At 64.7% G+C, this 22,444-nt stretch carries 25 protein-coding genes; 9 read left to right on the forward strand and 16 right to left on the reverse strand.

The window, feature by feature from the left end; translation table 11 throughout:
• Window positions 1-69: 69 nt before the first annotated feature.
• The 4 genes from ybaK to J2Y63_RS15500 all read right to left on the reverse strand — a co-directional run bounded on the left by ybaK (window position 70) and on the right by J2Y63_RS15500 (window position 3,305).
• A complete protein-coding gene (gene ybaK, locus J2Y63_RS15485) occupies window positions 70-543 on the reverse strand; it encodes a Cys-tRNA(Pro) deacylase (protein ID WP_435266808.1) in 474 nt (157 codons plus the stop codon).
• A 153-nt stretch (window positions 544-696) separates the two neighbouring features.
• Complete coding sequence (gene pcaF, locus J2Y63_RS15490; RefSeq protein ID WP_435266809.1) at window positions 697-1,902, reverse strand: 3-oxoadipyl-CoA thiolase; 1,206 nt, start codon at window positions 1,900-1,902, stop codon at window positions 697-699.
• Between the two features lie 9 nt (window positions 1,903-1,911).
• A complete protein-coding gene (locus J2Y63_RS15495) occupies window positions 1,912-2,601 on the reverse strand; it encodes a CoA transferase subunit B (RefSeq protein WP_435266810.1) in 690 nt (229 codons plus the stop codon).
• Window positions 2,598-3,305: a 3-oxoacid CoA-transferase subunit A gene (locus tag J2Y63_RS15500; RefSeq protein ID WP_435266811.1), complete on the reverse strand. Its 708-nt coding sequence runs from the start codon at window positions 3,303-3,305 to the stop codon at window positions 2,598-2,600. The genes J2Y63_RS15495 and J2Y63_RS15500 overlap by 4 nt, the downstream gene beginning before the upstream one ends.
• Before the next feature lie 118 nt (window positions 3,306-3,423).
• Here J2Y63_RS15500 and J2Y63_RS15505 point away from each other — a divergent pair, with 118 nt between their 5' ends.
• Window positions 3,424-4,179 carry an IclR family transcriptional regulator gene (locus tag J2Y63_RS15505; protein ID WP_435266948.1) on the forward strand — a complete coding sequence of 252 codons (756 nt, stop codon included), beginning with the start codon at window positions 3,424-3,426 and terminating at the stop codon, window positions 4,177-4,179.
• Between the two features lie 60 nt (window positions 4,180-4,239).
• Window positions 4,240-4,890 (forward strand): sulfite oxidase-like oxidoreductase, encoded by a 651-nt coding sequence (locus tag J2Y63_RS15510; protein ID WP_435266812.1) that lies wholly within the window; start codon window positions 4,240-4,242, stop codon window positions 4,888-4,890.
• Here J2Y63_RS15510 and J2Y63_RS15515 read toward each other — a convergent pair.
• Window positions 4,875-5,756 (reverse strand): helix-turn-helix domain-containing protein, encoded by an 882-nt coding sequence (locus J2Y63_RS15515; protein ID WP_435266813.1) that lies wholly within the window; start codon window positions 5,754-5,756, stop codon window positions 4,875-4,877. The two genes, J2Y63_RS15510 and J2Y63_RS15515, sit on opposite strands and share 16 nt — an antisense overlap.
• Window positions 5,757-5,871: 115 nt before the next feature.
• Between J2Y63_RS15515 and pobA the strand changes: the two genes are divergently transcribed.
• Window positions 5,872-7,044, forward strand: coding sequence for a 4-hydroxybenzoate 3-monooxygenase (gene pobA / locus J2Y63_RS15520; RefSeq protein WP_435266814.1), 1,173 nt, complete (start codon window positions 5,872-5,874; stop codon window positions 7,042-7,044).
• Here the strand turns inward: pobA and J2Y63_RS15525 are convergent.
• Both J2Y63_RS15525 and pcaQ read right to left on the reverse strand, forming a co-directional pair.
• The gene (locus J2Y63_RS15525) at window positions 7,038-7,904 is read right to left on the reverse strand and encodes a phosphotransferase family protein (RefSeq protein WP_435266815.1); all 867 of its coding nucleotides are present in this window, start codon (window positions 7,902-7,904) and stop codon (window positions 7,038-7,040) included. The genes pobA and J2Y63_RS15525 overlap by 7 nt on opposite strands.
• Window positions 7,905-7,934: 30 nt before the next feature.
• Complete coding sequence (pcaQ, locus tag J2Y63_RS15530; protein ID WP_435266949.1) at window positions 7,935-8,861, reverse strand: pca operon transcription factor PcaQ; 927 nt, start codon at window positions 8,859-8,861, stop codon at window positions 7,935-7,937.
• Between the two features lie 95 nt (window positions 8,862-8,956).
• On the opposite strand from pcaQ, the gene pcaD reads away from it, so the two are divergent.
• From pcaD to pcaG, 4 genes are read left to right on the forward strand one after another with little or no spacing between them, the layout of a single operon-like run.
• Window positions 8,957-9,769, forward strand: coding sequence for a 3-oxoadipate enol-lactonase (gene pcaD, locus J2Y63_RS15535; protein WP_435266816.1), 813 nt, complete (start codon window positions 8,957-8,959; stop codon window positions 9,767-9,769).
• Window positions 9,762-10,166, forward strand: a complete 405-nt coding sequence (gene pcaC / locus J2Y63_RS15540) for a 4-carboxymuconolactone decarboxylase (protein WP_435266817.1) — start codon at window positions 9,762-9,764, stop codon at window positions 10,164-10,166. Before pcaD ends, pcaC begins: the two co-directional genes overlap by 8 nt.
• A gap of 2 nt (window positions 10,167-10,168) precedes the next feature.
• Window positions 10,169-10,918, forward strand: a complete 750-nt coding sequence (gene pcaH, locus J2Y63_RS15545; protein ID WP_435266818.1) for a protocatechuate 3,4-dioxygenase subunit beta — start codon at window positions 10,169-10,171, stop codon at window positions 10,916-10,918.
• Window positions 10,918-11,532 (forward strand): protocatechuate 3,4-dioxygenase subunit alpha, encoded by a 615-nt coding sequence (pcaG, locus tag J2Y63_RS15550; protein ID WP_435266819.1) that lies wholly within the window; start codon window positions 10,918-10,920, stop codon window positions 11,530-11,532. The genes pcaH and pcaG overlap by 1 nt, the downstream gene beginning before the upstream one ends.
• A gap of 68 nt (window positions 11,533-11,600) precedes the next feature.
• On the opposite strand, the gene J2Y63_RS15555 is transcribed toward pcaG, so the two are convergent.
• From J2Y63_RS15555 to J2Y63_RS15595, 9 genes are all read right to left on the reverse strand, one after another.
• Window positions 11,601-11,777 (reverse strand): hypothetical protein, encoded by a 177-nt coding sequence (locus J2Y63_RS15555; protein WP_256118222.1) that lies wholly within the window; start codon window positions 11,775-11,777, stop codon window positions 11,601-11,603.
• A gap of 108 nt (window positions 11,778-11,885) precedes the next feature.
• Entirely contained in the window at window positions 11,886-12,602 is a 717-nt protein-coding gene (locus J2Y63_RS15560; RefSeq protein ID WP_435266820.1) for an ABC transporter ATP-binding protein, read from the reverse strand.
• On the reverse strand, window positions 12,583-13,347 hold the full coding sequence (locus J2Y63_RS15565) for an ABC transporter ATP-binding protein (protein ID WP_435266821.1): 765 nt from the start codon (window positions 13,345-13,347) through the stop codon (window positions 12,583-12,585). The genes J2Y63_RS15560 and J2Y63_RS15565 overlap by 20 nt, the downstream gene beginning before the upstream one ends.
• Window positions 13,344-14,345, reverse strand: a complete 1,002-nt coding sequence (locus tag J2Y63_RS15570) for a branched-chain amino acid ABC transporter permease (RefSeq protein ID WP_435266822.1) — start codon at window positions 14,343-14,345, stop codon at window positions 13,344-13,346. The genes J2Y63_RS15565 and J2Y63_RS15570 overlap by 4 nt, the downstream gene beginning before the upstream one ends.
• The gene (locus J2Y63_RS15575) at window positions 14,345-15,208 is read right to left on the reverse strand and encodes a branched-chain amino acid ABC transporter permease (RefSeq protein WP_435266823.1); all 864 of its coding nucleotides are present in this window, start codon (window positions 15,206-15,208) and stop codon (window positions 14,345-14,347) included. Before J2Y63_RS15575 ends, J2Y63_RS15570 begins: the two co-directional genes overlap by 1 nt.
• Window positions 15,209-15,398: 190 nt before the next feature.
• Window positions 15,399-16,571: an ABC transporter substrate-binding protein gene (locus tag J2Y63_RS15580; RefSeq protein WP_435266824.1), complete on the reverse strand. Its 1,173-nt coding sequence runs from the start codon at window positions 16,569-16,571 to the stop codon at window positions 15,399-15,401.
• 140 nt (window positions 16,572-16,711) lie between these two features.
• Window positions 16,712-17,767 carry a 3-carboxy-cis,cis-muconate cycloisomerase gene (locus J2Y63_RS15585; RefSeq protein ID WP_435266825.1) on the reverse strand — a complete coding sequence of 352 codons (1,056 nt, stop codon included), beginning with the start codon at window positions 17,765-17,767 and terminating at the stop codon, window positions 16,712-16,714.
• A gap of 47 nt (window positions 17,768-17,814) precedes the next feature.
• Window positions 17,815-18,342 (reverse strand): GNAT family N-acetyltransferase, encoded by a 528-nt coding sequence (locus J2Y63_RS15590; RefSeq protein WP_435266826.1) that lies wholly within the window; start codon window positions 18,340-18,342, stop codon window positions 17,815-17,817.
• Between the two features lie 16 nt (window positions 18,343-18,358).
• Entirely contained in the window at window positions 18,359-18,937 is a 579-nt protein-coding gene (locus tag J2Y63_RS15595; protein WP_435266827.1) for a helix-turn-helix domain-containing protein, read from the reverse strand.
• Window positions 18,938-19,078: 141 nt separating this feature from the next.
• Here J2Y63_RS15595 and J2Y63_RS15600 point away from each other — a divergent pair, with 141 nt between their 5' ends.
• Both J2Y63_RS15600 and lepA read left to right on the forward strand, forming a co-directional pair.
• Window positions 19,079-20,329, forward strand: coding sequence for an MFS transporter (locus J2Y63_RS15600; protein ID WP_256118231.1), 1,251 nt, complete (start codon window positions 19,079-19,081; stop codon window positions 20,327-20,329).
• A gap of 61 nt (window positions 20,330-20,390) precedes the next feature.
• Window positions 20,391-22,223, forward strand: coding sequence for a translation elongation factor 4 (gene lepA, locus J2Y63_RS15605; RefSeq protein ID WP_435266828.1), 1,833 nt, complete (start codon window positions 20,391-20,393; stop codon window positions 22,221-22,223).
• Window positions 22,224-22,444: the final 221 nt, after the last annotated feature.

The following is a 22,444-nucleotide window of genomic DNA, read 5'->3' on the forward strand; positions in this document are numbered from 1 at the left end:
GCATGCCTGTCTGTTCTCAAAATGGATAAAGGAAACTTAGTGTGCTTGTCGCCGGAAGAGAAGGCGCAATCAGGCAATGACCGGCGCCGAAATGGCCTTCAGTGCCGCAAGCGCATCGCGCGGCGCCAGCCGCACCTGCAAACCGCGCTGGCCGCCATTGATATAGACCGCCTCATGCACGAGTGCCGCTTCCTCGATTGCCGTCGGCACCTGCTTCTTCTGGCCGAAGGGGCTGATGCCGCCGACCACGAATCCGGTCAGCCGCTCCGCATCCGCCGGCTTCATCATGTTTGCCGACTTGCCCTTGAAGGCGGCGGCCAGCTTCTTCATGCTGATCTCGCAATCCGACGGCACGATGACACAGACCGGCTTGCCATCCACCTCCGCCATCAGCGTCTTGAGAACCCGTGACGGATCCTCCCCCAGCGCCTCGGCGGCCTGGATGCCGACGCGGTCAGCGGTCGGGTCATAGTCGTAGGTATGGACGGTGAAGGAAGTGCCGGACTTGGCGAGCGCCAGGGTTGCGCGGGTGGTCTTGGACATGGCAGGCCGTCATCGAAGCGGATTGGTTGATCCGCATGGGTGCCGGAGCGGCGGGGCCGTGTCAATGCGGTGGGCGAAGCAGCCCCTCATCCGGCTGCCGCCACCTTCTCCCCGTTAGCGGGGAGAAAGTTAGAATGAGGGGTTATCGCAGCCTCAAGCCCGCTCCAGCGCTACGGCAATCCCCTGCCCCACGCCGATGCACATGGTGGAGAGCGAGCGCGTCTTGCCGGTCAGCTGCAGCTCCAGCGCCGCGGTGCCGGAGATGCGGGCGCCGGACATGCCGAGCGGGTGGCCGAGCGAGATGGCGCCGCCGTTCGGGTTGACGTGATCCGCATCATCGGCGATGCCGAGTTCGCGAAGCGTCGCCAGGCCCTGCGAGGCAAAGGCTTCGTTGAGTTCGACGACGTCGAAATCGGATGGCTTCAGGCCGAGGCGGGCGCAGAGGCGCTGCGTCGCATAGACGGGGCCGATGCCCATGATGCGCGGCGGAACACCCGCCATGGCGCCGCCGAGAATGCGGGCGATCGGCGTCAGGCCGTATTTTTTTATCGCCGACTCCGAGGCGATGATCAGCGCGGCGGCGCCATCGTTGACGCCGGAAGCATTGCCGGCCGTCACCGTGCCGCCCTCCTTCTTGAAGGGCGTGCCGAGCTTGGCGAGCGCTTCCATCGTGGTCGCGCGCGGATGTTCATCCTTCTCGACGACCACCGGATCGCCCTTGCGCTGCGGGATGGTGATGGGCGTGATTTCCTTCGCCAGCCGCCCGTTCGCCTGCGCTTCGGCGGCTTTCGCCTGCGAGCGCACCGCAAAGGCGTCCTGGTCCTCGCGCGACACCTTGAAATCCTCGGCGACGTTCTCGCCGGTCTCCGGCATGGAATCGACGCCGTACTGCTTCTTCATCAGCGGGTTGACGAAGCGCCAGCCGATGGTGGTGTCGTAGATTTCCGCATTGCGCGAAAAGGCTGTCTCGGCCTTGGGCATCACGAAGGGCGCGCGGCTCATGCTTTCGACCCCGCCGGCGACAATCATCTCCGCCTCGCCGGCCTTGATGGCGCGGGCGGCGGCGATGACGGCATCCATGCCGGAGCCGCAAAGCCGGTTGATCGTCGTGCCGGACACCGATACGGGAAGGCCGGCGAGCAGCGAGGACATGCGCGCGACGTTACGATTGTCCTCGCCCGCCTGGTTGGCGCAGCCGAAGATGACGTCGTCGACCGCTTCCCAGTCGATGCCGGTATTCTTCGCCATCAGCGCCTTCAGCGGGATGGCGCCGAGATCGTCGGCGCGTACCGACGAGAGCGAGCCGCCGAAACGGCCGATGGGCGTGCGGATATAGTCGCAGATATAGGCTTCGCTCATGGTCTTTCCTCAAATTTCCGGCACGACGAGATCGGCGACGGAGCCGTCGACATGGAGTTTCGCGCCCGTCATAGCCTGCAACTCTTCGATCGTCATGCCCGCCAGCTTTTCGCGCAAAACGAAGCGGCCGCCGGTCACGTCGATTACGGCGTGGCTCGTATAGATGCGGGTGATGCAGCCGACGCCGGTGAGCGGGAAGGTGCATTTTTCGACGAGCTTCGGCTCGCCGTTCTTGGTGACATGCTCGGTAATGACGACGACCGATTTGGCGCCATGCACGAGGTCCATCGCGCCGCCGACGGCCGGTACGCCCTTGGAGCCGACGCGCCAGTTGGCGAGGTCGCCGTTCTCCGCCACCTGGTAGGCGCCGAGGATCGCGACGTCGAGATGGCCGCCGCGCACCATGGCAAAACTGTCGGCATGGTGAAAGAAGGCGGAGCCGGGCTTCAGCGTGACGGCCTTCTTGCCCGCATTGATCAGGTCCCAGTCCTCCTCGCCGGCCGGCGGCGCCTCGCCGAAGTCCAACAGGCCGTTTTCTGTGTGAAAAATCGCCTCGCGGCCCGCCGGCTGGTAGCGCGCCACCATTTCGGGAAAGCCGATGCCGAGGTTCACATAGGCGCCGTCGGCAATGTCCTGCGCCGCGCGCCAGGCGATCTGGGCGTTGGAAAGCTTGATGTCTTCGCGTGTATCGACAGTCATGCGTAGGCCACTCCTGCGCGGATGAGATCTTCTTCCTGCCGGGCATCCGTCACTTCCACGACGCCATCGACGAAGATGCCGGGGGTGACGACGTGTTCCGGCTCGATGCCGCCCGGCTTTACCAGTTGCCCGACCTGTACGATGGTCTTTGCCGCCGCCATGCACATGAGCGGGCCGAAATTGCGGGCGGCCTTGTTGTAGGTGAGGTTGCCGTGCGTATCGCCGATATGCGCCTTCACCAGCGCGAAATCCGCCTTCAGCCAGCGTTCCTGCACATACATGCGGCCATCGAATTCGGCGGTCGGCTTGCCCTTGGCGAGCTCGGTTCCATAGCTCGTCGGCGTGTAGAAGGCGGGGATGCCGGCGCCGCCGGCGCGGATGCGCTCGGCAAGCGTGCCCTGCGGCACCAGTTCCAGCTCGATCTCGCCGGCCAGATATCGATCGGTGAAGGCGCGCGGATCGGTCGAGCGCGGAAAGGAGCAGATCATCTTGCGCACCAGCCCGGCATCGATCATCGCGGCAATGCCGATGCGGCCATTGCCGGCATTGTTGTTGATGACGGTCAGGTCCTTCGCGCCCTTGTCGATGAGCGCGTGGATCAGCTCGATCGGCGCGCCCGACCCACCGAAGCCGCCGATCATGACCGTGGCGCCATCGCCGATGCCGGCCACCGCCTCCGCCAGACTTTTGATGGTCTTGTCCATGCAAAATCTCCCGTTGTTGCAGCAGAGGTAAATCCGAAGGGAAAAAGCGGCAAGGTATTTTGTGCGTTATTTGACTTTTGTTCAATGACCGCACAAACTAGAGGAAAGAGAGGTGACAATGCGCGAAACGGATTTCATCGGCGGGTTTGCAAAGGGTCTCAGGGTCATCGAGGCCTTTGGCGAGACGAAACCGCGGCTCACCATCACCGATGTCTCGAAGGAAACCGACCTCGACCGGGCGACGGCGCGGCGCTGTCTGCTGACGCTCGCCGAACTGGGCTATGCCGCCTATGACGGAAAATTCTTCGAGCTCACGCCAAAGATCCTGCGGCTCGGCCACACCTATCTTTCTGCGACGCCGCTGCCGCGGCTCGTGCAGCCCTATCTCGACCAGCTCTCCGAAAAGGTCGGCCAGAGCGCATCGGCCTCGGTGCTCGATGGCACGGAGATCGTCTATGTAGCGCGTGCGGCGCAAAAACGCGTCATGTCGATCAACCTGATGCCGGGCTCGCGGCTGCCCGCCTATTGCGCCTCGATGGGCCGCGTGCTGCTTGCAGCCCTGCCCGAGGCTGAGGCGCGGGCGATCGTCGAGGCGTCCGAGCGGCCGGCGAACACGCCGTTCACGAAGACCGACCCGGACGACCTGATGGCGGAATTTGCCAGCGTGCGCCGGCAAGGCTATGCCGTCATCGACCAGGAGCTGGAAATCGGCCTCTGCTCCATCGCCGTGCCGCTGGAAAATGCCCGTGGCCGGGTCGTCGCGGCGCTCAATGTCGGCGCGCCGGCAGCACTTGTGACCGCCGGCGAGATGGTCGAGCGCTACCTGCCGGCGATGCGCGAGGTACAGGCGGCGCTGCGGCAGATGCTCGCCTGAGCCGGCCTTGACAGAGGTCAGGGGCCGACCCCACCTGTTGCAGTGCAGCAGGAGACCGCCATGCGCGACGACGACAGCAAGCTCACCCGCACCAAACGCAAATGGGCCGACGAGGGGAAATTCCTCACCGGCCGCATCACAAGGCCGGAGACCGACCGCCTGCCGCCCGGCCAGCATCTGGTGAAAAACTGGCCGGTGCTCGATCTCGGCCAGCAGCCGGTGATCCGCCCGGAAAGCTGGCGGCTCGATGTGAAGGGCGGGGCCGAAAACCCGACATCCTTCGGCTGGACGGATTTTCTGGCGTTGCCGCAGAGCCAGAAGCTCTCGGACATCCATTGCGTGACGACATGGTCGCGCTACGACAATCGTTGGGAGGGCGTTTCCACCCGCGACCTGCTCGACCTCGTCATGCCGCGGCCGGAGGCGGATTTCGTGCTGCTGACGAGCTATGACGGCTATACGACCAACCTGCCGCTTGCCGATTTCGCGGCGGAAGACGCCATTCTCGCCACCCATTGGGAAGGCAAGCCGATTTCCACCGAACATGGCGGGCCGATGCGCCTCGTCGTGCCGCATCTCTATTTCTGGAAAAGCGCCAAGTGGCTGACGCGCATCGATTTCCTTCCCGGCGACCAGGCCGGTTTCTGGGAGCGCAACGGCTATCACATGCGCGGTGACCCCTGGCGCGAGGAGCGTTATTCCGACGACTGAGCGGCGAGCCGCGCCCGTTCGCGCAGCCGCCAGGCACGCGGCGTCTCCCCGGTCTCACGCAGGAAATAGCGCGAGAAATAGGCGGGGTCGGCAAAGCCGAGGCGCAGGCCGATTTCCTGCGCCGGCATTTCGGTGAAGACCAGTTCGCGCTTCGCCTCGTCGATCATCTTGCGGCCGATATAGGCATGCGCCGACAGCCCCGTCGCGACTTTCAAGATACGGTTGAGGTGCGTCGGCGAAATACCGAGCTTTTCCGCGTAGAAACCGGCGGGCCGTTGCGCGCGAAAATGCTGCTGGATCAGGCCGTTCAGGTGCTCCATACGTCGCGCCGCAGCACCCTCCGGCGGCGCATCGGCACGGCCTGAAAGCCGCGCCGTCAGCGTCAGCACCGAGGAGAGATAAGCTTCCATCAGGTCCGTGCGGCCGTTGCGCCGGGCCGCCCATTCGGCGGCGAGCCGTTCCAGCGTCGCGATGACGAAGGCGCCATCCGGATCGTCGCCATCGAGGGACGTCACACGCGGCTCCGCCACGAAGCGCCCCACCTCGCCGGCCAGGCGCAGATGCGAGGCGAGCGTGGTGAAGACGTGGCCGTCCACATCGCGCGAGAAGCGGAAGCCGTGGTCGACGCTAGGCGGCACGGTGACGACGGCGGGCGGCGTCAGCTTCACCTGCCCGGTGCCGAACAGCGCATCGCCCGATCCGGCAGAAATGTACAGGATCTGGAAAAAGTTGCCGTGCCGGTGCAGGCCGATTTCATAGCGATGCAGGCTGCTGCGCGACGGGATCGTTTCGCAGTGCAGCCAGAAGTCCGGCGCATTGCCGGTGCGTTCGCCGTAGAGATCATAGGTCGGGACGTGTCTGGTCATGCCGGCACCGTCGGTTCGCGATGTTCGATTTGTACAAGTTCGGGACCGATCCGTCCATTGCCCGCACCCGCCCTCCTCCCCGACAATTTGCGCAATGCCAGTTCGGGAGGATGTCATGCGTGTTCAGATCGCCATTATCGGCTCGGGTCCATCGGGCCTGCTGCTCGGGCAACTGCTCGGCAATGCCGGCATCGAGACCGTCATCCTTGACCGCTCCAGCAAGGTTCATATCCTGAGCCGCGTACGCGCCGGCGTTCTGGAGGAAGGCACGGTCGGGCTGATGGAAAAGGCGGGCGTCGGCCGCCGTATGCGGGCCGAGGGGCTGCCGCATGACGGGTTTTCGCTGGCCTTCGACGGCCGCGACCACCGTATCGACCTCTTCGATCTCACCGGCGGCAAGCGCGTGATGGTCTATGGCCAGACGGAGCTGACACGCGACCTGATCGAACAGCGCGAAGCCGATAGCCGGCTTACGATCTACGAAGCGGCGAATGTCACGCCGCACGATTTCAATGGCGCCGCGCCCTATGTGACCTATGAAAAGGATGGTCTCACGCATCGTATCGACTGCGATTTCATCGCCGGCTGCGACGGGTTTCATGGCGCGAGCCGCAAAGCGGTGCCGGAGACGGCGATCCGCACCTTCGAAAAGGTCTATCCCTTCGGCTGGCTCGGCATTCTCGCCGAAGTGCCGCCGGTGAGCGAGGAGCTGATCTACGCCAACCATCCGCGTGGCTTCGCGCTCTGTTCCATGCGGTCGCAAACGCGCAGCCGCTACTATATCCAGGCCGCGCTGGAGGACAAGATCGAGGCGTGGTCCGACACCCGATTCTGGGACGAGCTGCGCCGCCGGCTTCCCGCCCATCATGCAGACGCGATGATCACCGGTCCGAGCTTCGAGAAATCGATCGCGCCCTTGCGCTCCTTCGTCGCCGAACCGATGCGGTTCGGACGGCTGTTCCTCGTCGGAGACGCTGCTCACATCGTGCCGCCCACCGGCGCCAAGGGTCTGAACCTCGCGACGAGCGACGTGCACTACCTGTTTTCCGGCCTGATGGAGCATTATCAGGACCGCTCCAACGCTGGCCTCGACGCCTATTCGGCGCGCGCACTTGCCCGGGTCTGGAAGGCCGTTCGTTTCTCCTGGTGGATGACGACCATGCTGCACCGCTTTCCCGAAACCGGCGATTTCGACCAGAAAATCCAGGAAGCTGAGCTCGATTATCTCACCCATTCAAGGGCGGCGGAGACGGTGCTGGCAGAAAATTACGTCGGCCTGCCTTACTGACGCGTGGCCCAGGCGGAGACCGAGACGATCATCGTCGCGTGATGTTCCGGCGCGTCCGCAAGGGCGGCCAGTTCCCAGAGGCGGTGCACGCCGGTGAGGAGATGGATGCGGGCACGGTCGAGCGTGCGGCCGGTCAGGCGCTCGTAGCCGTCGATAATGCGCGCGGTCAAGTCCGGGCTGATGAAGTTCGAATAGATGAAATCCTGGTGCAGCGGGCCGAAGCCGGAATCAGCGAAATCGTAAATCCCGTTCAGCCGGCCGGCGGCATGATCGAAGGCCATATTCCAGCCGTGGCCGTCGAAGAAGCCGTAGGTTTCGCCATGGGGGTCCGGCGGCAGGGCGCGCCAGCCGGCTATCGTTTTCGCGGCGAAGCCGTGCAGCGCCTCCGGCAGAAGCGGCAGGGCACCGGCGGCGATTGCGTTCGCATCGAGCCAGCGCTCGACAGGCCGCGCGCCGGCCGTAGCCATCACGTCGCGATCGAGGGAATGGAGCTCAGCGTAGAAGCGGGCGAGCGAGTCGGCGAGTTGCTGCTGCGCGGATTCCGGCAACGCCTCATATTGCGCCGTCTCCAGATGCTCGCCGGGAATGATCGCGTGCTCGGAGAAGAGCGGTTCACCCTGATGCAGGTGAAGATCCGGAACGCGCAGCGTCACATGCGGGCGGACGGCGGCGAGGATCGAGGCCTCGCGGCGCAGCGCCTGCTCCGCTTCCGCACCCTGCGGGAATTTGAAGACGAGACGCTCGTCCACTGCGACCGCGCGCGAATGCCAGCCGCCCGGCAACAGCCGGAAGGAGGCCATCGCGAGATGGGGATGGCGCGCGACGATTGCGGCGCGAAACGGATCGAGTTCGTTTGCCATAACCCCTTCTAGCGGAGGCGCGGCGGCGTCTCAACCCGCCGGCGACACCGTGCCCGCCACCTCGCGGATCGTCTGCGTCAGGATGGCGAGCGGCAGGGAGGGCACGGCGTCGGTGCGCATGGTGAGGCCGACGGGGCCTTTCGTGCCGCTAGTATCGATGGGCAGGGCGGCAAGCGCGCCTTCAGCGATATCCGCCGCAACGACGCCTTCCGAAATGATCCAGATCGCATCGGTCTCCCGCACGAAGGCGCGGCCGAAGGCGTCGGAGACGGTCTCGATCTGGTTCGGTAGACCGGCAATGCCGTGAGTGATCAAAAAACTTTCGACGAAGGGGCGGATGATCGAGGCGCGCGTCGGCATCAGAACGGGATAGGCATCGAGCCCGGCAAAGACGGCGCTGCTGGCGGCAAGCAGCGGATGGCTGGCGCGCACGCAGAACACCACCTGTTCGGAATAGAGGTGCTCGAAGGAAAACCCCGCCATCTTCTCCGGCGCCGCAAGCCGGCCGACGACAAGGTCGAGATCGCCGACGCGCAACTGTTCGAGCAGAACGGCATTCTCCCCCGTGACGATCTTGATGCGCGCGCCGGTGCCCTCCTCCAGGAAGAGCCGCATCGCCTTCGGCATGATGCGCGTCGAGACCGTCGGCAGCGCGCCGATGCGGATGGGCGGGGCATCGCCGGAAAGCGCCTGCGAGACGGAATCGAAACCCTGGCGGAGCGCCGTCAGCGCCGCGCCGGCGTGCTTCAAAAAAACCTCGCCGTAGCGGGTGATCTTGATGCCGCGGCCGTCGCGCTCGAAGACGGCGACGCCCAGAACCTCCTCCAGCTCGCGGATCGTCTTGGTCACGGCGGGCTGGCTGACATGCAGGAGCTGGGCCGCCTTCATCACGCTCTTCTGGCGCGCCACCTCGACAAAGGTTTGCAGATGGCGGAACTTGATACGGCTATCGACCACAGTTTTCATAACCCCCAAGTTAACGAAACGGCATGAAATATCATTTTACCTAACCAGATCAAGGGATCAATCTGTAAAGATCGGAGGAGAGAGCCTTGCAATTCGCGACAGTCAACGACGTCATCCTGCACCATCAGCTGATCGGCGGCCCCGCCGGACGGCCGGTCATCGTCTTTGCCAATTCGCTCGGTACCGATTTCCGCATCTGGCGCGACGTCGTGGTGCGGCTTGCCGGCGACTTCCCGATCATCACCTATGACAAGCGCGGGCACGGCCTCTCCGACCTCGGCCAGGTGCCCTATTCGATCGACGATCATGTGCTCGATCTCGCAGCGCTGCTCGACCGGCTTGCCGTGAAGGACGCGATCATCTGCGGCCTCTCCGTCGGCGGCATGATCGCGCAGGGGCTTGCCGCAAAGCGGCCGGATCTCGTCAAGGCGCTGATCCTCTGCGACACGGCGCACAAGATCGGCACCCCGGAGATGTGGAACGCCCGTATCGAAAGCGTCGAGACGAAGGGCATCGAGAGCCTTGCCGACCAGATCATGGAGCGCTGGTTCACGCCGGCCTTCCGCCGCCCGGAGAACGCCGCCTACCACGGCTACCGCACCATGCTGATCCGCCAGTCCGCTGTCGGCTACGCCGCCACCTGCGCTTCGGTGCGCGATGCGGATCTTACCGAAACCACCAAGCGCATCTCTGTCCCGACCCTTTGCGTCGTCGGCGACCAGGACGGTTCGACGCCGCCGGATCTCGTGCTGTCCATGGCAAAGCTCATCCCCGGCGCCCGCTACGAAGTCATCAAGGATGCCGGGCACATTCCCTGCGTCGAGCAGCCGGAAATGCTGACCGAGATGATCCGCGCCTTCATCGCCACCCTACCTGCCGGAGACGAGCCAAATGGCTGATGCCCATACCTTTTCCGATCGCTACCGCCAGGGCATGGTGACCCGCCGCGCGGTGCTCGGCGACCATCACGTCGACCGCGCCTCGTCTGCGGCGACGGCCTTCGACCAGCCCTTCCAGGAGCTGATCACCGAAGGCGCCTGGGGCACGGTCTGGTCGCGGCCGGGCTGGTCGAAACGCGAGCGCTCCATGGTGACGATCGCGCTGCTCGCAGCCCTCGGCCATGACGAGGAGGTGGCGATGCATGTGCGGGCGACCGTCAACACCGGGGCGAGCCGCGAGGACATCGCCGAAGCACTGCTGCATGTGGCGATCTATGCCGGCGTGCCGGCGGCGAACCGGGCGATCAAGATCGCCAAGCATGTCTTCGAGGAACTGGACGCGGAAAAGGCAGCCTGACAATGACGGACCTTTCCAACAGAAAACCCGAAACGGGCGCCTTCTTCTCCCGCGATCGCCAATGGCATCCGCCGGGGCTGACGCCGGGCTACAAGACCTCCGTGCTGCGCTCGCCGCAGAAGGCGCTGCTGTCGCTCGACGGCACGGTGTCGGAAATCACCGGCCCGGTCTTCGGCCATTCGATCCTCGGCGAGCTCGACAACGACCTCATCCACAATTTCGCCAAAGCCGGCGAAAGCGCCATCGGCGAGCGCATCATCGTGCATGGCCGCGTGCTCGACGAGCGGGGGCGGCCGGTGCCGGGTGCGCTGCTCGAATTCTGGCAGGCCAATGCCGGCGGGCGCTACCGCCACAAGAAGGAAAGCTATCTGGCGCCGCTCGATCCGAATTTCGGCGGCTGCGGGCGCACCATCACCGATGAAGACGGCCATTATGCCTTCCGCACCATCAAGCCCGGCCCCTATCCCTGGCCGAACGGCGTCAACGATTGGCGCCCGGCGCATATCCATTTTTCCGTCTTCGGCCATGGTTTTGCCCAGCGGCTGATCACGCAGATGTATTTCGAAGGCGACCCGATGATCTGGAAGTGTCCCATCGTGCAGACCATTCCGGACAAGGCGGCGATCGCGCAGCTGGTCGCCGCGCTCGACTGGGGCAACACGATCCCGATGGATGCGCGCGCCTACAAGTTCGACATCGTGCTGCGCGGCCGCCGCTCGACGCTCTTCGAAAACCGGATGGAGGGCAACTGATGGTGCAGTCCCTCGGCACGCTCAAGGAAAGCGCCTCCCAGACCGCGGGGCCTTATGTGCATATCGGCCTGACGCCGAATTTCGCCGGCATCGGCGGCGTCTACGAGAGTGATCTCGGCACCACGATGGTGAACGATAAGACACTCGGCCGGCGCATCACGATTACCGGCCGCGTGCTCGACGGCACCGGCACGCCGCTGCGCGATGCGCTGATCGAGATCTGGCAGGCGGATGCCGCCGGCCTCTACAACAGCCCCTCGGAACTGCGTGGCAGCGCCGACCCCAACTTTACCGGCTGGGGACGCTGCCCGACGAACGGCGAAACCGGCGAGTACCGCTTCGAGACGATCAAGCCCGGCCGCGTGCCTTTCAGGGACGGCCGCCCGATGGCGCCGCATATCTCGCTCTGGATCGTCGCCCGTGGCATCAATCTCGGCCTCAACACGCGCCTGTATTTCGGCGATGAAGAAGCGGCCAATACAGAGGACCCCGTCCTTGCCCGCATCGAACACCGCGCGCGCGTGCCGACGCTGATCGCGACTGCCGAAGGCGATAGCTACCGGTTCGACATCCACCTGCAGGGCGAGAAGGAAACGGTGTTCTTCGATATCTGACCTCGACGGCAAAAGGCCCGGATGCAGGGGAACATCCGGGCCTTCGGGGAGGTCAGTGGGCGTGACGCTTACTTGCAGATCTTGATCTTCTTGACGATCAGGTTGCCGTAGTAGTCGTAAGAGTGGATCTTCTTGACGAAGCAATGCGGCTTGTAGCCATAGCTGTAGTAGCCGGCCTGCGACGGGGCGGCGAAGGAAACAGCGGCGACGAGGGCGATGGTGGCGGAAACGATGATCTTGCGCATGGGGGTCTCTCCTGATCTCTGTGAGGGATGAGCCTCTCTCATCCAGTGATCAGACTTTCCCACATCACCCCGACCTCCGCTGTTCCGCGCGGAACAGGCGCCTGCGGCTCAGTGCAAGCCGCCGACGCCAAGCAGGGTTTCGACCGTGTGCTGGTCTGCGGCAAGTGCCGCCGGCGTGCCGGTCCAGGCGATGCGGCCGCGTTCGAGGATGATGACCGCATCGGCGAAATCGAGCGCGCTCTGGATGCGCTGCTCGACCAGCAGGATGGTCATCTCGCCTGAAGCCGCTAGCGTCCCGAAGGCGGCCATCAACTCCTCGCAGATGACGGGGGCAAGGCCTTCCAGCGGTTCGTCGAGCAACAGCACGGACGGCTGGCCGAGGATGGTGCGTGCGGTCGTCAGCATCTGCTGTTCGCCGCCGGAAAGCTGCGAGCCTAGATTTTTGCGCCGCTCCTTGAGCCGCGGGAACATGGCATAGGCCTCCTCGATCGCCGAACGCGGCCGTGCCTTCAGGCCGACGAAGAGGTTTTCCTCCACGGTCAGCGTCGGGAAGACGTCGCGCGATTGCGGCACATAGCCGAGGCCTTTCAGGGCACGCGACGCGCTGTCGATGGCTTCGATTGCCTGGCCGCCGAGGCGAATCTCGCCGCCATAGCGCTTCGTCTGGCCGGCGAGCGTGGCGAAGAGGGTGGACTTGCCCATGCCGTTGCGGCCGAGCACGGCGAGTTTTCGGCCGGCGCCGGCGGAAAACGAAATGTCCTCCAGCACGCGCGTCGGGCCGTAGCCGGCGGAAAGGCCGGCGATTTCAAGCGACGCTGCGGGCATCGGCATAACTCCCGAGATAGGCCTGGCGGACGCGGGCATCCTTCGTCACCGCATCCGGCGATCCGTCGAAGATGATCTCGCCCGCCGCCAGCACGATGACGCGCTTGGCGAAGCGGAAGACGAGGTCCATGTCGTGTTCGATCATCAGCACGGCGAGATCGGCCGGCAGGTCGGCGATCGCCTGTTCGATGCGCGCCGTATCGCTCTGCGGCACGCCGGCGGCGGGTTCGTCGAGCAGCAGCACCTTGGGTTTCAGCGCCAGCGCCAAGGCGAGTTCCAGCAGGCGCTGCTGGCCGTAGGCGATCTCGCTGACGCGGTGGCTGGCCAGGTGCGCGATGCCGAGTTTTGCAAGCAGGGCGTGGGCCTCGTCAATGACATCCGGCATGGCGCGGTGGCTCGCAAACATTTTTCCCGAACGGCCTTCGCGCTGGAGGATGGCCAGCGACACATGCTCCTCCGGCGTCATCTCGGAGAAAAGGCGGGTGACCTGGAAGGAGCGCACGAGGCCGCGGCGCACGCGCTGGGTCGGCCCGAGGCGCGTAACATCCTCGCCGCCGAGCGTCACAGTGCCGGAATTCGGCAGGATATTGCCCGTGACGAGGTTGACGAAGGTGGTCTTGCCGGCGCCGTTCGGGCCGATCAGCGCGACGCGGTCGCCCGGCGCCATCGAGAGCGAGACATCATTGGTGACGGCCAGGCCGCCGAACATCTTTCTGAGGTTTCGGACGTCGAAGATCGCGCTCATCGGCCCTTCCTCCCGCGGCGTTCGAAATAGGCGGCGACGGAGCCATAAAGGCCCTTCGGCGCGAAGAGCACGACGGCGATCAAAAGCGCGCCGACGATGGTGAGCCAGTGGAAGGGGTTTGCCGCGGAAACGACGTCCTCGAACCACATGAAGGTGATCGTGCCGATCAGCGCGCCGTAGAGCGAGCCGGTGCCGCCGAGCACGAGCATGACGAGGGCTTCGGCCGAAAGCGTGAAGGACAGGCTGTCGAGGCCGACGACCTGCGTCGAGATGGCGTTGAGCGCGCCGCCGGCGCCAGCCACGGCGCCGGAAATGGCGTACATTTTGATCAACGTGCCGTGCACCGAGGCGCCCATGGCGCGCACGCGCACCGGGTCCTGCCGGATGCCGCGGCAGAGCATGCCGAAGGGCGAGCGCACGATCTGGCGCAGGATGACGAAGGCGGCGATGAGCAGCACGATGCCGAAGACATAGGCCGTGCGGCCCCAGAGGTCGAATTGCCACAGGCCGAAGACGGCATCGGGCATGATGCCGGCAAGGCCATCGCTGCCGCCCGTCCAGCCGGACGCCTTGTTGGCGGCTTCATGCGCGAGGTGGATGATGGCGATGGAGAGCACGAGTTGTGGCAGACCATGCGCCCGGAGCACCACCACGCCGGAGATGAGCCCGGCGATCGCGCCGGAAACGATGCCGACGGCGAGCATGGCGATCGGGTCGGTGATGCCGAAATGCGCGGCTGCGATGCCCGCGCCATAAGCGCCGGCGCCGAAGAGCGCGGCATGGCCGAGCGTCGCGACCCCGCAATAGCCCGTGACGAGGTCGAGCGAGAGGACCAGCAGGGCAATCGCGGTGATGCGGGTGAGCAGCGCCAGATTGTTCGGGAAGAGGAAATAGCCGAGGACGGCGAAGGCTGCGATGACGAGCACGCCGATCGCGTCGCGCGTAAGCCGGGCGCGGCGGTCGCCGGTGGTGGAGAGGGAGGTCGTGAGCAGCGCCATCACTTCGCCCTCCCCGCGAGGCCGCGCGGGAAAATCCAGACGATGGCGATGACCGCGAGATAGAAGAAGAACTCGCCGAATTCCGGCATGAGATAACGCCCCGTCGTGTCGATGGCGCCGAGCAGCAGGCAGGCGGCGAGCGCACCGGGAATGGAGCCCGCGCCGCCGACCGAGACGACGACGAGGAAGGTCACCATGTAGCGCAGCGCATAATAGGGCTCGATCGGCAGCAGCTCCGCGCCGACCACGCCCCCGAAAGCGGCAAGCCCGACCGCTACGGCGAAGCTGACGGCATAGACGACCTGCGTCTTGACGCCCAGTGCTGCGGCCATGGCCGCATTGTCGACGGCGGCGCGCAGTTTCACGCCGAAGGCCATCCGCTCGATGAAATACCAGAGGCCAAGCGCCACCGTGAGGCCGCAGGCAATGACGAAGAGGCGGTGCGCCGAGACGGTGCGGAAGCCAAGGCTGACGGATTGCCTAAGGGTTTCCGGCGTCGGGATGGTCTTCAGCGTCGGGCCGAAGACATAGTTGGCGATGCCGATGATGCAGAAGGTGATGCCGATCGTCATCAGCACCTGCGTCAGCTCCGGCTGGCCATAGATGCGGCGGTAGAGCAGGCGCTCGATGGGAATGGCGATGAGGATGGTGCCGACGACGGCGATGAGGACGGCAAGGGCATAAGCGAGGCCGAGGTCGCGCGCAGCATAGGAGGCGATGTAGCCGCCGATCATCGCGAAGGCGCCGTGCGCCAGGTTGACGACGCGCATCAGGCCCATGGTGACCGAAAGCCCGATGGAGATGACGAAGAGCACCATGCCATAGGCAAGGGCATCGACACCGATGCTGAAGACCGTTTGCATTTTTCCGTCCTGGTGTTGCGTACAAGGCTCGGTGGTGCCGGCCCCTCATCCGGCCGGCCGGCCACCTTCTCCCCGCAAGCGGGGCGAAGGGATATGCCGCTCAGTCTCCCCAAGCCACTACCGTCTCGCAGGGTACGTCCCCTCTCCCCGCTTGCGGGGAGAGGGTTGGGATGAGGGGCAAATCCCCAGCCTATTTCGCAGCCGCCAACCCGGGGTCGCCCTGCTTTTCAAACGTCTGGATTTCCTTGTTGTAGTAGGTCCCATCCTCCGCCTTGGCCACTTCGCGCAGATAGATGTTCTGCGTGATGTGCCGGCTTTCGGGGTCGATCGTCACCGGCCCGCGCGGGCTTTCCCAGGAGAGGCCCTTCACGGCTTCGACGGCCTTGGCCGCGTCCTGCTCGCCGCCGGTCGCCTCGATCATCTTGTAGATGACATGCATGCCATCATAGGCGCCGACCGCGGGGAAGGAGAGTTCTGCGGGGTTGCCGATCGCCTTGGCGGCGGCTTCGACGAATTTCTTGTTTTCCGCGGAATCGTGCGAGACGGCGTAGTGGAACGTGGTCTGGAGGCCAAGGGCTGCCTCGCCGAGCGCCGGCAGGTCGGATTCTTGGGTCAGGTCGCCGGGTGCGAAGAATTTGATGCCGGCATCCTTGAGGCCGTTTTCGTTGAAGGCCTTGACGAAGCCGAGCGTCGTCGGGCCGGAGGGCAGGAAGGCGAAGACGCCCTCGGCGCCCGAATCCTTGATGCGCTGCATGATCGGCGAAAAGTCATTGGTCTGGAGCGGCATGCGGATCGCCTCGACGACCGCGCCACCCGCCTTCTCGAACCCGGCCTTGAAGGCGGCTTCGGCGTCGACGCCCGGGCCGTAATCGCTGACGACCGAGATGAGCTTCTTCGTGCCGCCGTCGAAGGCGACCTTGGCGATCGGCGTGGAGGTCTGCCAGGTCGTGAACGAGGTGCGCACCACGAAGGGGCTCTTGGTAACGATGGCCGAGGTCGCGGCGTTCATCACCACCATCGGTACATTCGCCTGTTCGAGCAGCGGCGTGGCGGCCATGGCGTCCGGCGTGAAATAGAAGCCGGCTAAATATTGCACGCCTTCCTTGACAACGAGTTCCTGTGACAGCGCCTTGGACTGGGCCGGGTCGGCGGTCGGGATGTCGCGGTAGATGATCTCGATCGTATCGTCGCCGACCGTGCTGCCGTTCAGCGCCATATAGGCGTCGATGCCGGCCTTGAAATTCTTGCCCTGGAGCGCGAAGGGGCCGGAAAACGGCCCCACGACGCCGACCTTGATCGTATCGGCCTGGGCGATGCCGCCCATCAGTGCCGCCGCGAGCGCGGTGATCGCAAATTTCTTCATGTTTTCCTCCCTCAGGGCCTGGCCTCCCAGCCGTTGCCCGGTCCAGTCGCAAAAGAGCGTTTTGCCAGATTGCCAGATGAAACGGTGATGTAAAATGAAAATATCCGTAAAATTCATAACTTATAAATTATGAAGTTGACCTATACCGCCCCCAGCCGCTTGACGGAGTCGATGAGCTCGCCGGCGAGGCGAAGGGAGACGCCGGTGGCAGCGACCATCTGCGGTAGGATCAGCCATTCGAGCGTCCAGGCCGCCCCCGAGCGCTCCTGCTCGTGCACCGCGGCTTGGGCGAGCCCGCCGAGCTGGGCCGCATTGAAGCGGGCGAGCGTGACGAGCACTTCGGCGCCGACCGGGTTCTGCTTGTGCGGCATGGCGGAGGAAGCGCCGCCGCCGGCAAGCGCGATCTCGTCGCCGCGATCGGCCATCAACGCCACATCCTGGCCGAGCTTGCCGAGGCTGCCGGTGGTGGCCGCGAGGAGGCCGGCGAGATCGCCGATCCGGTCGCGCTGGCTGTGCCACTGGGGGGCATCGGCGAGGCCGAGTTCGCGGGCAAGCGCCGCGCGCACCGCCGGTCCCTTGGTGCCCAGCTTTTCCAGCGTGCCGGCCGCGCCGCCGAATTGCACCGCGAGGCCATCCTTGGCGACGTCCTTCAGCCGATCGGCATGGCGTGCGAGCGGTGACCGCCACGAATCGATGCGATCCGCCACCGTGATCTCGATTGCCGCCTGCATGCGGGTGCGGCCCATCAACGGCCGGCCGCCAAACTCGGCGGCGAGGCCGTCGAGGCTGGCGGCGAGTGCCTCCAGCCGGCTTTCGAGGATCGGCAGAACGCGCGCAAGCCGCAGCATCAGACCGCTGTCGATGACGTCCTGGCTGGTGGCGCCGACATGGGCGTGTTTGCCATGCGGCTCGCCGACGGCGGCGCGCAGCTGGCGCACCAGATCCGGAATGACGACGCCGTCGCGGGCGGTCGCTGCCCGCAGGCTCGCAATGTCGGGGGAGAAGCGGTGCGCAGCGTCCGAAATCGCCAGGGCGGCGTCCTGGGGGATGATGCCCTCTGCGGCTTCCGCTTTCGCCAGAGCCACCTCGAAGGCGAGCATGGCTTCCAGCTCGGCAGCAGCCGAAAACAGCGCGGCGATCTCGCCGTCACCCAGAAGGCCGGAAAGATAGGGGTGGTCGAAGGGAGAAAAGGTCATGGGTCCCGTGTCCATAAAAGAGGTGGAACGAGGCCTGGCGCCGAGGCTTAAGCGCCCTCCCCGATCCGCTTGTAGAAAAACGTCGTCGCACAATAGCGGCCATCGGGGTAGAGCGCATAGTCTGGAATGACGCCGGCGCGTTGCCAGCCGAGCTTCTCGTAGACGGCTTCGGCGGGGCTGCCGGTGGCGGTGTCGAGCACGAGCACGGTCTTGCCACGCCGGGCGGCCTCCGTTTCAGCGGCTGTCATGAGGGCGCGGGCAAGGCCGCGGCCGCGCTCGCTCTCCATCACTAGCAGCTTCTTCAGATCCGCCCGGTGCGGCTGGTTCGGCATCTGGCGAATGCCGACCTGCACGGTGCCGACGATGCGGCCCGCGCGCTCGGCGGCAAAGAGTAACGTTGCATCCTCGCCGACCGCGGCAGCCACGCCCTCCCAGAAAGGCAGCGCATCGGCCGGCCCATAGGGCGCCATGAAGCCGACGGAGGCGCCGCCGGTGACGCAATCCGACAGCACTTCGGCAAGTTCGCCCAGCCGGGCGCGGGTTTCCTCATGATCGAGCAGCCTTATGTCGCTCATTGTTTCCTCGACTATCTCAGTTGCGGCCGCGGTCCAGCACCACGGCATAATGGGCCGGCTCGGTGCCGGGGTTTTCGAAGACATGGCCCTCGGTGATGCTCATGTAGAGGCAATCCCCGGGAAGAAGGTCGTGCACAGTCCCGGCGATCGTCATGCGGAGCGTGCCGGAAAACAGCCAGACATGCTGCGTCATGCCCGCCTTCGCCGTCTCCGGCGGATAGGCGATGCGGGCGCCTGCCGGAAATTCCACGTCGACCACCTCGACGCGGGACGCCGTGTTCGGCGGCGAGACGGCGCGGCGCTGGTAGCCCGTCTCCGGATCGCGCCAGACCGTCTGTTTCTCGCGCCGCGACAGCGGTTCGCCGTCGCCTTGCGAAAAGGCGAAGAAAGCGGAGAGCGTCAGGTCCAGCGCGGCGCAAAGCCGTGACAGCAGCTGCGCCGTAGGGCTCGCCTCGCCGCGCTCGATGCGCGAGATCATCGCCCGGCTGACGCCGGAGGCACTTGCGAGGTCGTCCAACGTCTGGTTGCGCGCGGTGCGCAGCAGCCGCAGCCGCTCGCCAATGGCGCTTTCCAGAGGGTCGGTTTCGTTTTCCATTATTATGGAATAATTCTCTCTTATAATGGAGTCAACCGGCATGACCCGATCTGAAAATAAATTCCGCTCATGCCGCTCCGGCGACAATGCGACACCGGACGGGCGGATAAGGTGGCGCGGCAGAATCGGGAGGACGGACGGATGACAGGTGAGACGCAACGGGCATCGTCGCTCTTCTCCATCACCGCCATCGTCGTTTCGATGACCTTCGTGGCGATCGGCAACGGCATCATGCTCGCCTATGTGCCCTATGTCCTGTCGCGCGCCGTCGCACCCTCCTGGGCGCCGGGTGCCGCTGTCACGGCCATCGCCTTCGGCGGGCTCGTCGGCTGCGTCATCGCCGGTCCGGTCATCCGGCGCGTCGGCCATGCCCGCGCCTTTTCGTGCTCGCTCGCCCTCGTCATCATCGCCGCCTTCCTCGTGGCGCTCGGCGTCAACCCGCTCCTCTGGGTGCTGGCGCGCTGCATCTATGGCATGGCGGGCAATTCTAACTTCATCATCACGCAGAGCTGGCTGAACCATGCGGCCGACAACCGCTGGCGCGGCAAGGCCATGTCGTTCTTCTACATGGCCTATGTGCTCGGCCTTGGCGTCGGCGCATGGCTGTTCGGGCAGATGCCGGCGGACGGCAACCTCGCGCCGCTCGTCACCATCTTCGTCACCACCATCGCGCTGCTGCCGATCGGCCTGACGCGCCTGCCCACCCCGCCCGCACCCGCCCGCGTCAGCGTCGATTTCGCCATGACGTGGCGCAATTCGCCGGTGGCGCTGATCGGCGTTCTTGCCGCCGGCGGGCTGTCCATGGTCGTGCAGGGTTTTACGCCGATCTATGCCGCCACCAACAATGTCGGCCAGACCGATGTCGCGCTCTTGATGTTCGTCATGCAGTTCGGCCTGATCTTCGTGCAATATCCCCTCGGCACGCTGTCCGACCGCATCGACCGGCGCATCGTGCTGATCTTCACCTGCCTTTTGATCGCCGGCACGGCGGTCGTGGCGCTTTTCGTCTCCTTCCAGGCGTTTTTCATCCTGATGCTGGTCTTCGCGCTATGGGCCGGTGCGGTCGAAAGCGTCTATTCGATCGCCAATGCGCACGCCAACGACCGCACGGATCCGGAGGATTTCGTGCCGCTCGCCTCTACCCTGCTCGTCGCCTGGTCGGCTTCGGCGACGCTCGTCCCGCTGGCGGTCACGGCGCTCACCCCCATCTACGGCCCGAAGACCTTCATCTATGCCGCGATGGCCGTAGCACTCCTCTACGCCGCCTTCGTCGCCCACCGGCTGCGCCGTCGCGAGACCGTGCCGGTGGCGGCGCGGGAAAGCTTCGAAATCAGAAGTGCGCAGGTGCCGAATGCCGGTGCGCTCGTCGAGGGCGAAAACGCCCGGGAATAGCGGACATTCCGGTCATACAACGGTTCATTTACCGCTTTGCGGGAATCTCGGCCGCTGCTATATGGCGCGCATGAGCACCAATTCTTCGACGCCCCTCGACCATATCCGCAATTTTTCGATCGTGGCCCATATCGACCACGGCAAATCGACGCTTGCCGACCGTCTGATCCAGACGACCGGCGGCCTTGCCGCGCGCGAAATGTCGGAACAGGTTCTCGATAACATGGATATCGAGAAGGAACGCGGCATCACCATCAAGGCGCAGACGGTGCGCCTGCACTATGTCGCCAACAATGGCGAGACCTACGTCCTCAACCTCATCGACACGCCCGGCCACGTCGACTTCGCCTACGAAGTGTCGCGCTCGCTGTCGGCCTGCGAGGGTTCGCTTCTCGTGGTGGATGCGTCGCAGGGCGTCGAGGCGCAGACGCTCGCCAATGTCTACCAGGCGATTGACAACAACCATGAGATCGTGACCGTCCTCAACAAGATCGACCTGCCGGCGGCCGAGCCCGATCGCATCCGCGAGCAGATCGAGGAAGTCATCGGCATCGATGCATCGCAGGCCGTGCTGATTTCGGCCAAGACCGGCCTCGGCATTCCCGACGTGCTGGAGGCCATCGTCCACCAGCTTCCCGCGCCGAAGAGCGAGGGCGGCGAGACCGCGCCGCTGAAGGCGCTGCTCGTCGATAGCTGGTACGACACCTATCTCGGCGTCATCGTGCTCGTGCGCATTCTCGATGGCGTGCTAAAAAAGGGCCAGACCATCCGCATGATGGGTACGGACGCGAAATACCAGGTGGAACGCGTCGGCGTCATCACGCCCAAGATGGTCACCGTCGAGGCGCTCGGCCCCGGCGAGATCGGCTTCATCACGGCCTCCATCAAGGAAGTGGCCGATACCCGCGTCGGCGATACGATCACCGAGGACAAGCGCCCGACTGCCCATATGCTGCCGGGCTTCAAGCCGGCGCAGCCGGTGGTGTTCTGCGGCCTGTTCCCGGTCGATGCCGCCGATTTCGAGGACCTGCGCGCCGCCATGGGCAAGCTGCGCCTCAACGACGCGTCCTTCTCCTTCGAAATGGAATCCTCCGCTGCGCTCGGCTTCGGTTTCCGCTGCGGCTTCCTCGGGCTGCTGCATCTCGAAATCGTCCAGGAACGCCTCGAGCGCGAATTCGATCTCGACCTGATCGCGACCGCACCGTCGGTCGTCTACAAGCTGTTCATGACGGATGGCAGCGAGCGCGAGCTGCACAATCCGGCCGACATGCCGGATGTCGTCAAGATCTCGGAAATTCACGAGCCGTGGATCCGGGCCACCATCCTGACGCCGGACGATTATCTCGGCGGCATCCTGAAGCTTTGCCAGGACCGCCGCGGCATCCAGGTGGAGCTCACCTATGTCGGCACCCGCGCGATGCTGACGTACGACCTGCCGCTCAACGAAGTCGTCTTCGATTTCTACGACCGGCTGAAGTCGATTTCCAAGGGCTATGCCTCGTTCGACTACGCCATCACCAACCATCAGGAAGGCCATCTGGTGAAGATGTCGATCCTGGTGAATGGCGAGCCGGTCGATGCGCTGTCGATGATGGTGCACCGCATGGCCGCCGAAAAGCGCGGCCGCGACATGTGCGAGAAGCTCAAGGAGCTGATCCCCAAGCACATGTTCAAGATCCCGATCCAGGCCGCCATCGGCGGCAACGTGATTGCCCGCGAGACCATCTCGGCGTTGCGCAAGGACGTGACCGCCAAGTGCTACGGCGGCGACGCCACCCGCAAGCGCAAGCTGCTCGACAAGCAGAAGGCCGGCAAGAAGCGCATGCGCCAGTTTGGCAAGGTGGAAATCCCGCAGGAAGCGTTCATCGCGGCGCTCAAAATGGGCGACGAATAGGCCTCACATCAATAAGGCTTTGCACTTGGGAGGCTTTGCCTCCCATTTTTTTGCGCAGACGCGTACAAATGCAGATCAAAAAATGGTTAACGAATCCTTGACAAGCGGATTCGGATTCGTAATATCTTCTAAAATACGCTTTGATACAGAGAATTACATGGTTAACGAGCGAACATTGGAAGCCGACCTGGTGGAGCCGGCAATTGCTCTGATAGCGAGAT

Source organism: Shinella sp. BE166 (assembly GCF_051201095.1).
In the GTDB taxonomy this organism is placed as follows: domain Bacteria; phylum Pseudomonadota; class Alphaproteobacteria; order Rhizobiales; family Rhizobiaceae; genus Shinella; species Shinella lacus.

Coding starts and splice junctions, on each gene's coding strand:
- ybaK (WP_435266808.1), bottom strand. CDS start 543: ATGTCCAAGACCACCCGCGCAACCCTGGCGCTCGCCAAGTCCGGCACT.
- pcaF (WP_435266809.1), bottom strand. CDS start 1,902: ATGAGCGAAGCCTATATCTGCGACTATATCCGCACGCCCATCGGCCGT.
- J2Y63_RS15495 (WP_435266810.1), bottom strand. CDS start 2,601: ATGACTGTCGATACACGCGAAGACATCAAGCTTTCCAACGCCCAGATC.
- J2Y63_RS15500 (WP_435266811.1), bottom strand. CDS start 3,305: ATGGACAAGACCATCAAAAGTCTGGCGGAGGCGGTGGCCGGCATCGGC.
- J2Y63_RS15505 (WP_435266948.1), top strand. CDS start 3,424: ATGCGCGAAACGGATTTCATCGGCGGGTTTGCAAAGGGTCTCAGGGTC.
- J2Y63_RS15510 (WP_435266812.1), top strand. CDS start 4,240: ATGCGCGACGACGACAGCAAGCTCACCCGCACCAAACGCAAATGGGCC.
- J2Y63_RS15515 (WP_435266813.1), bottom strand. CDS start 5,756: ATGACCAGACACGTCCCGACCTATGATCTCTACGGCGAACGCACCGGC.
- pobA (WP_435266814.1), top strand. CDS start 5,872: ATGCGTGTTCAGATCGCCATTATCGGCTCGGGTCCATCGGGCCTGCTG.
- J2Y63_RS15525 (WP_435266815.1), bottom strand. CDS start 7,904: ATGGCAAACGAACTCGATCCGTTTCGCGCCGCAATCGTCGCGCGCCAT.
- pcaC (WP_435266817.1), top strand. CDS start 9,762: ATGGCTGATGCCCATACCTTTTCCGATCGCTACCGCCAGGGCATGGTG.
- pcaH (WP_435266818.1), top strand. CDS start 10,169: ATGACGGACCTTTCCAACAGAAAACCCGAAACGGGCGCCTTCTTCTCC.
- pcaG (WP_435266819.1), top strand. CDS start 10,918: ATGGTGCAGTCCCTCGGCACGCTCAAGGAAAGCGCCTCCCAGACCGCG.
- J2Y63_RS15555 (WP_256118222.1), bottom strand. CDS start 11,777: ATGCGCAAGATCATCGTTTCCGCCACCATCGCCCTCGTCGCCGCTGTT.
- J2Y63_RS15560 (WP_435266820.1), bottom strand. CDS start 12,602: ATGCCCGCAGCGTCGCTTGAAATCGCCGGCCTTTCCGCCGGCTACGGC.
- J2Y63_RS15565 (WP_435266821.1), bottom strand. CDS start 13,347: ATGAGCGCGATCTTCGACGTCCGAAACCTCAGAAAGATGTTCGGCGGC.
- J2Y63_RS15570 (WP_435266822.1), bottom strand. CDS start 14,345: ATGGCGCTGCTCACGACCTCCCTCTCCACCACCGGCGACCGCCGCGCC.
- J2Y63_RS15575 (WP_435266823.1), bottom strand. CDS start 15,208: ATGCAAACGGTCTTCAGCATCGGTGTCGATGCCCTTGCCTATGGCATG.
- J2Y63_RS15580 (WP_435266824.1), bottom strand. CDS start 16,571: ATGAAGAAATTTGCGATCACCGCGCTCGCGGCGGCACTGATGGGCGGC.
- J2Y63_RS15585 (WP_435266825.1), bottom strand. CDS start 17,767: ATGACCTTTTCTCCCTTCGACCACCCCTATCTTTCCGGCCTTCTGGGT.
- J2Y63_RS15590 (WP_435266826.1), bottom strand. CDS start 18,342: ATGAGCGACATAAGGCTGCTCGATCATGAGGAAACCCGCGCCCGGCTG.
- J2Y63_RS15595 (WP_435266827.1), bottom strand. CDS start 18,937: ATGGAAAACGAAACCGACCCTCTGGAAAGCGCCATTGGCGAGCGGCTG.
- J2Y63_RS15600 (WP_256118231.1), top strand. CDS start 19,079: ATGACAGGTGAGACGCAACGGGCATCGTCGCTCTTCTCCATCACCGCC.
- lepA (WP_435266828.1), top strand. CDS start 20,391: ATGGCGCGCATGAGCACCAATTCTTCGACGCCCCTCGACCATATCCGC.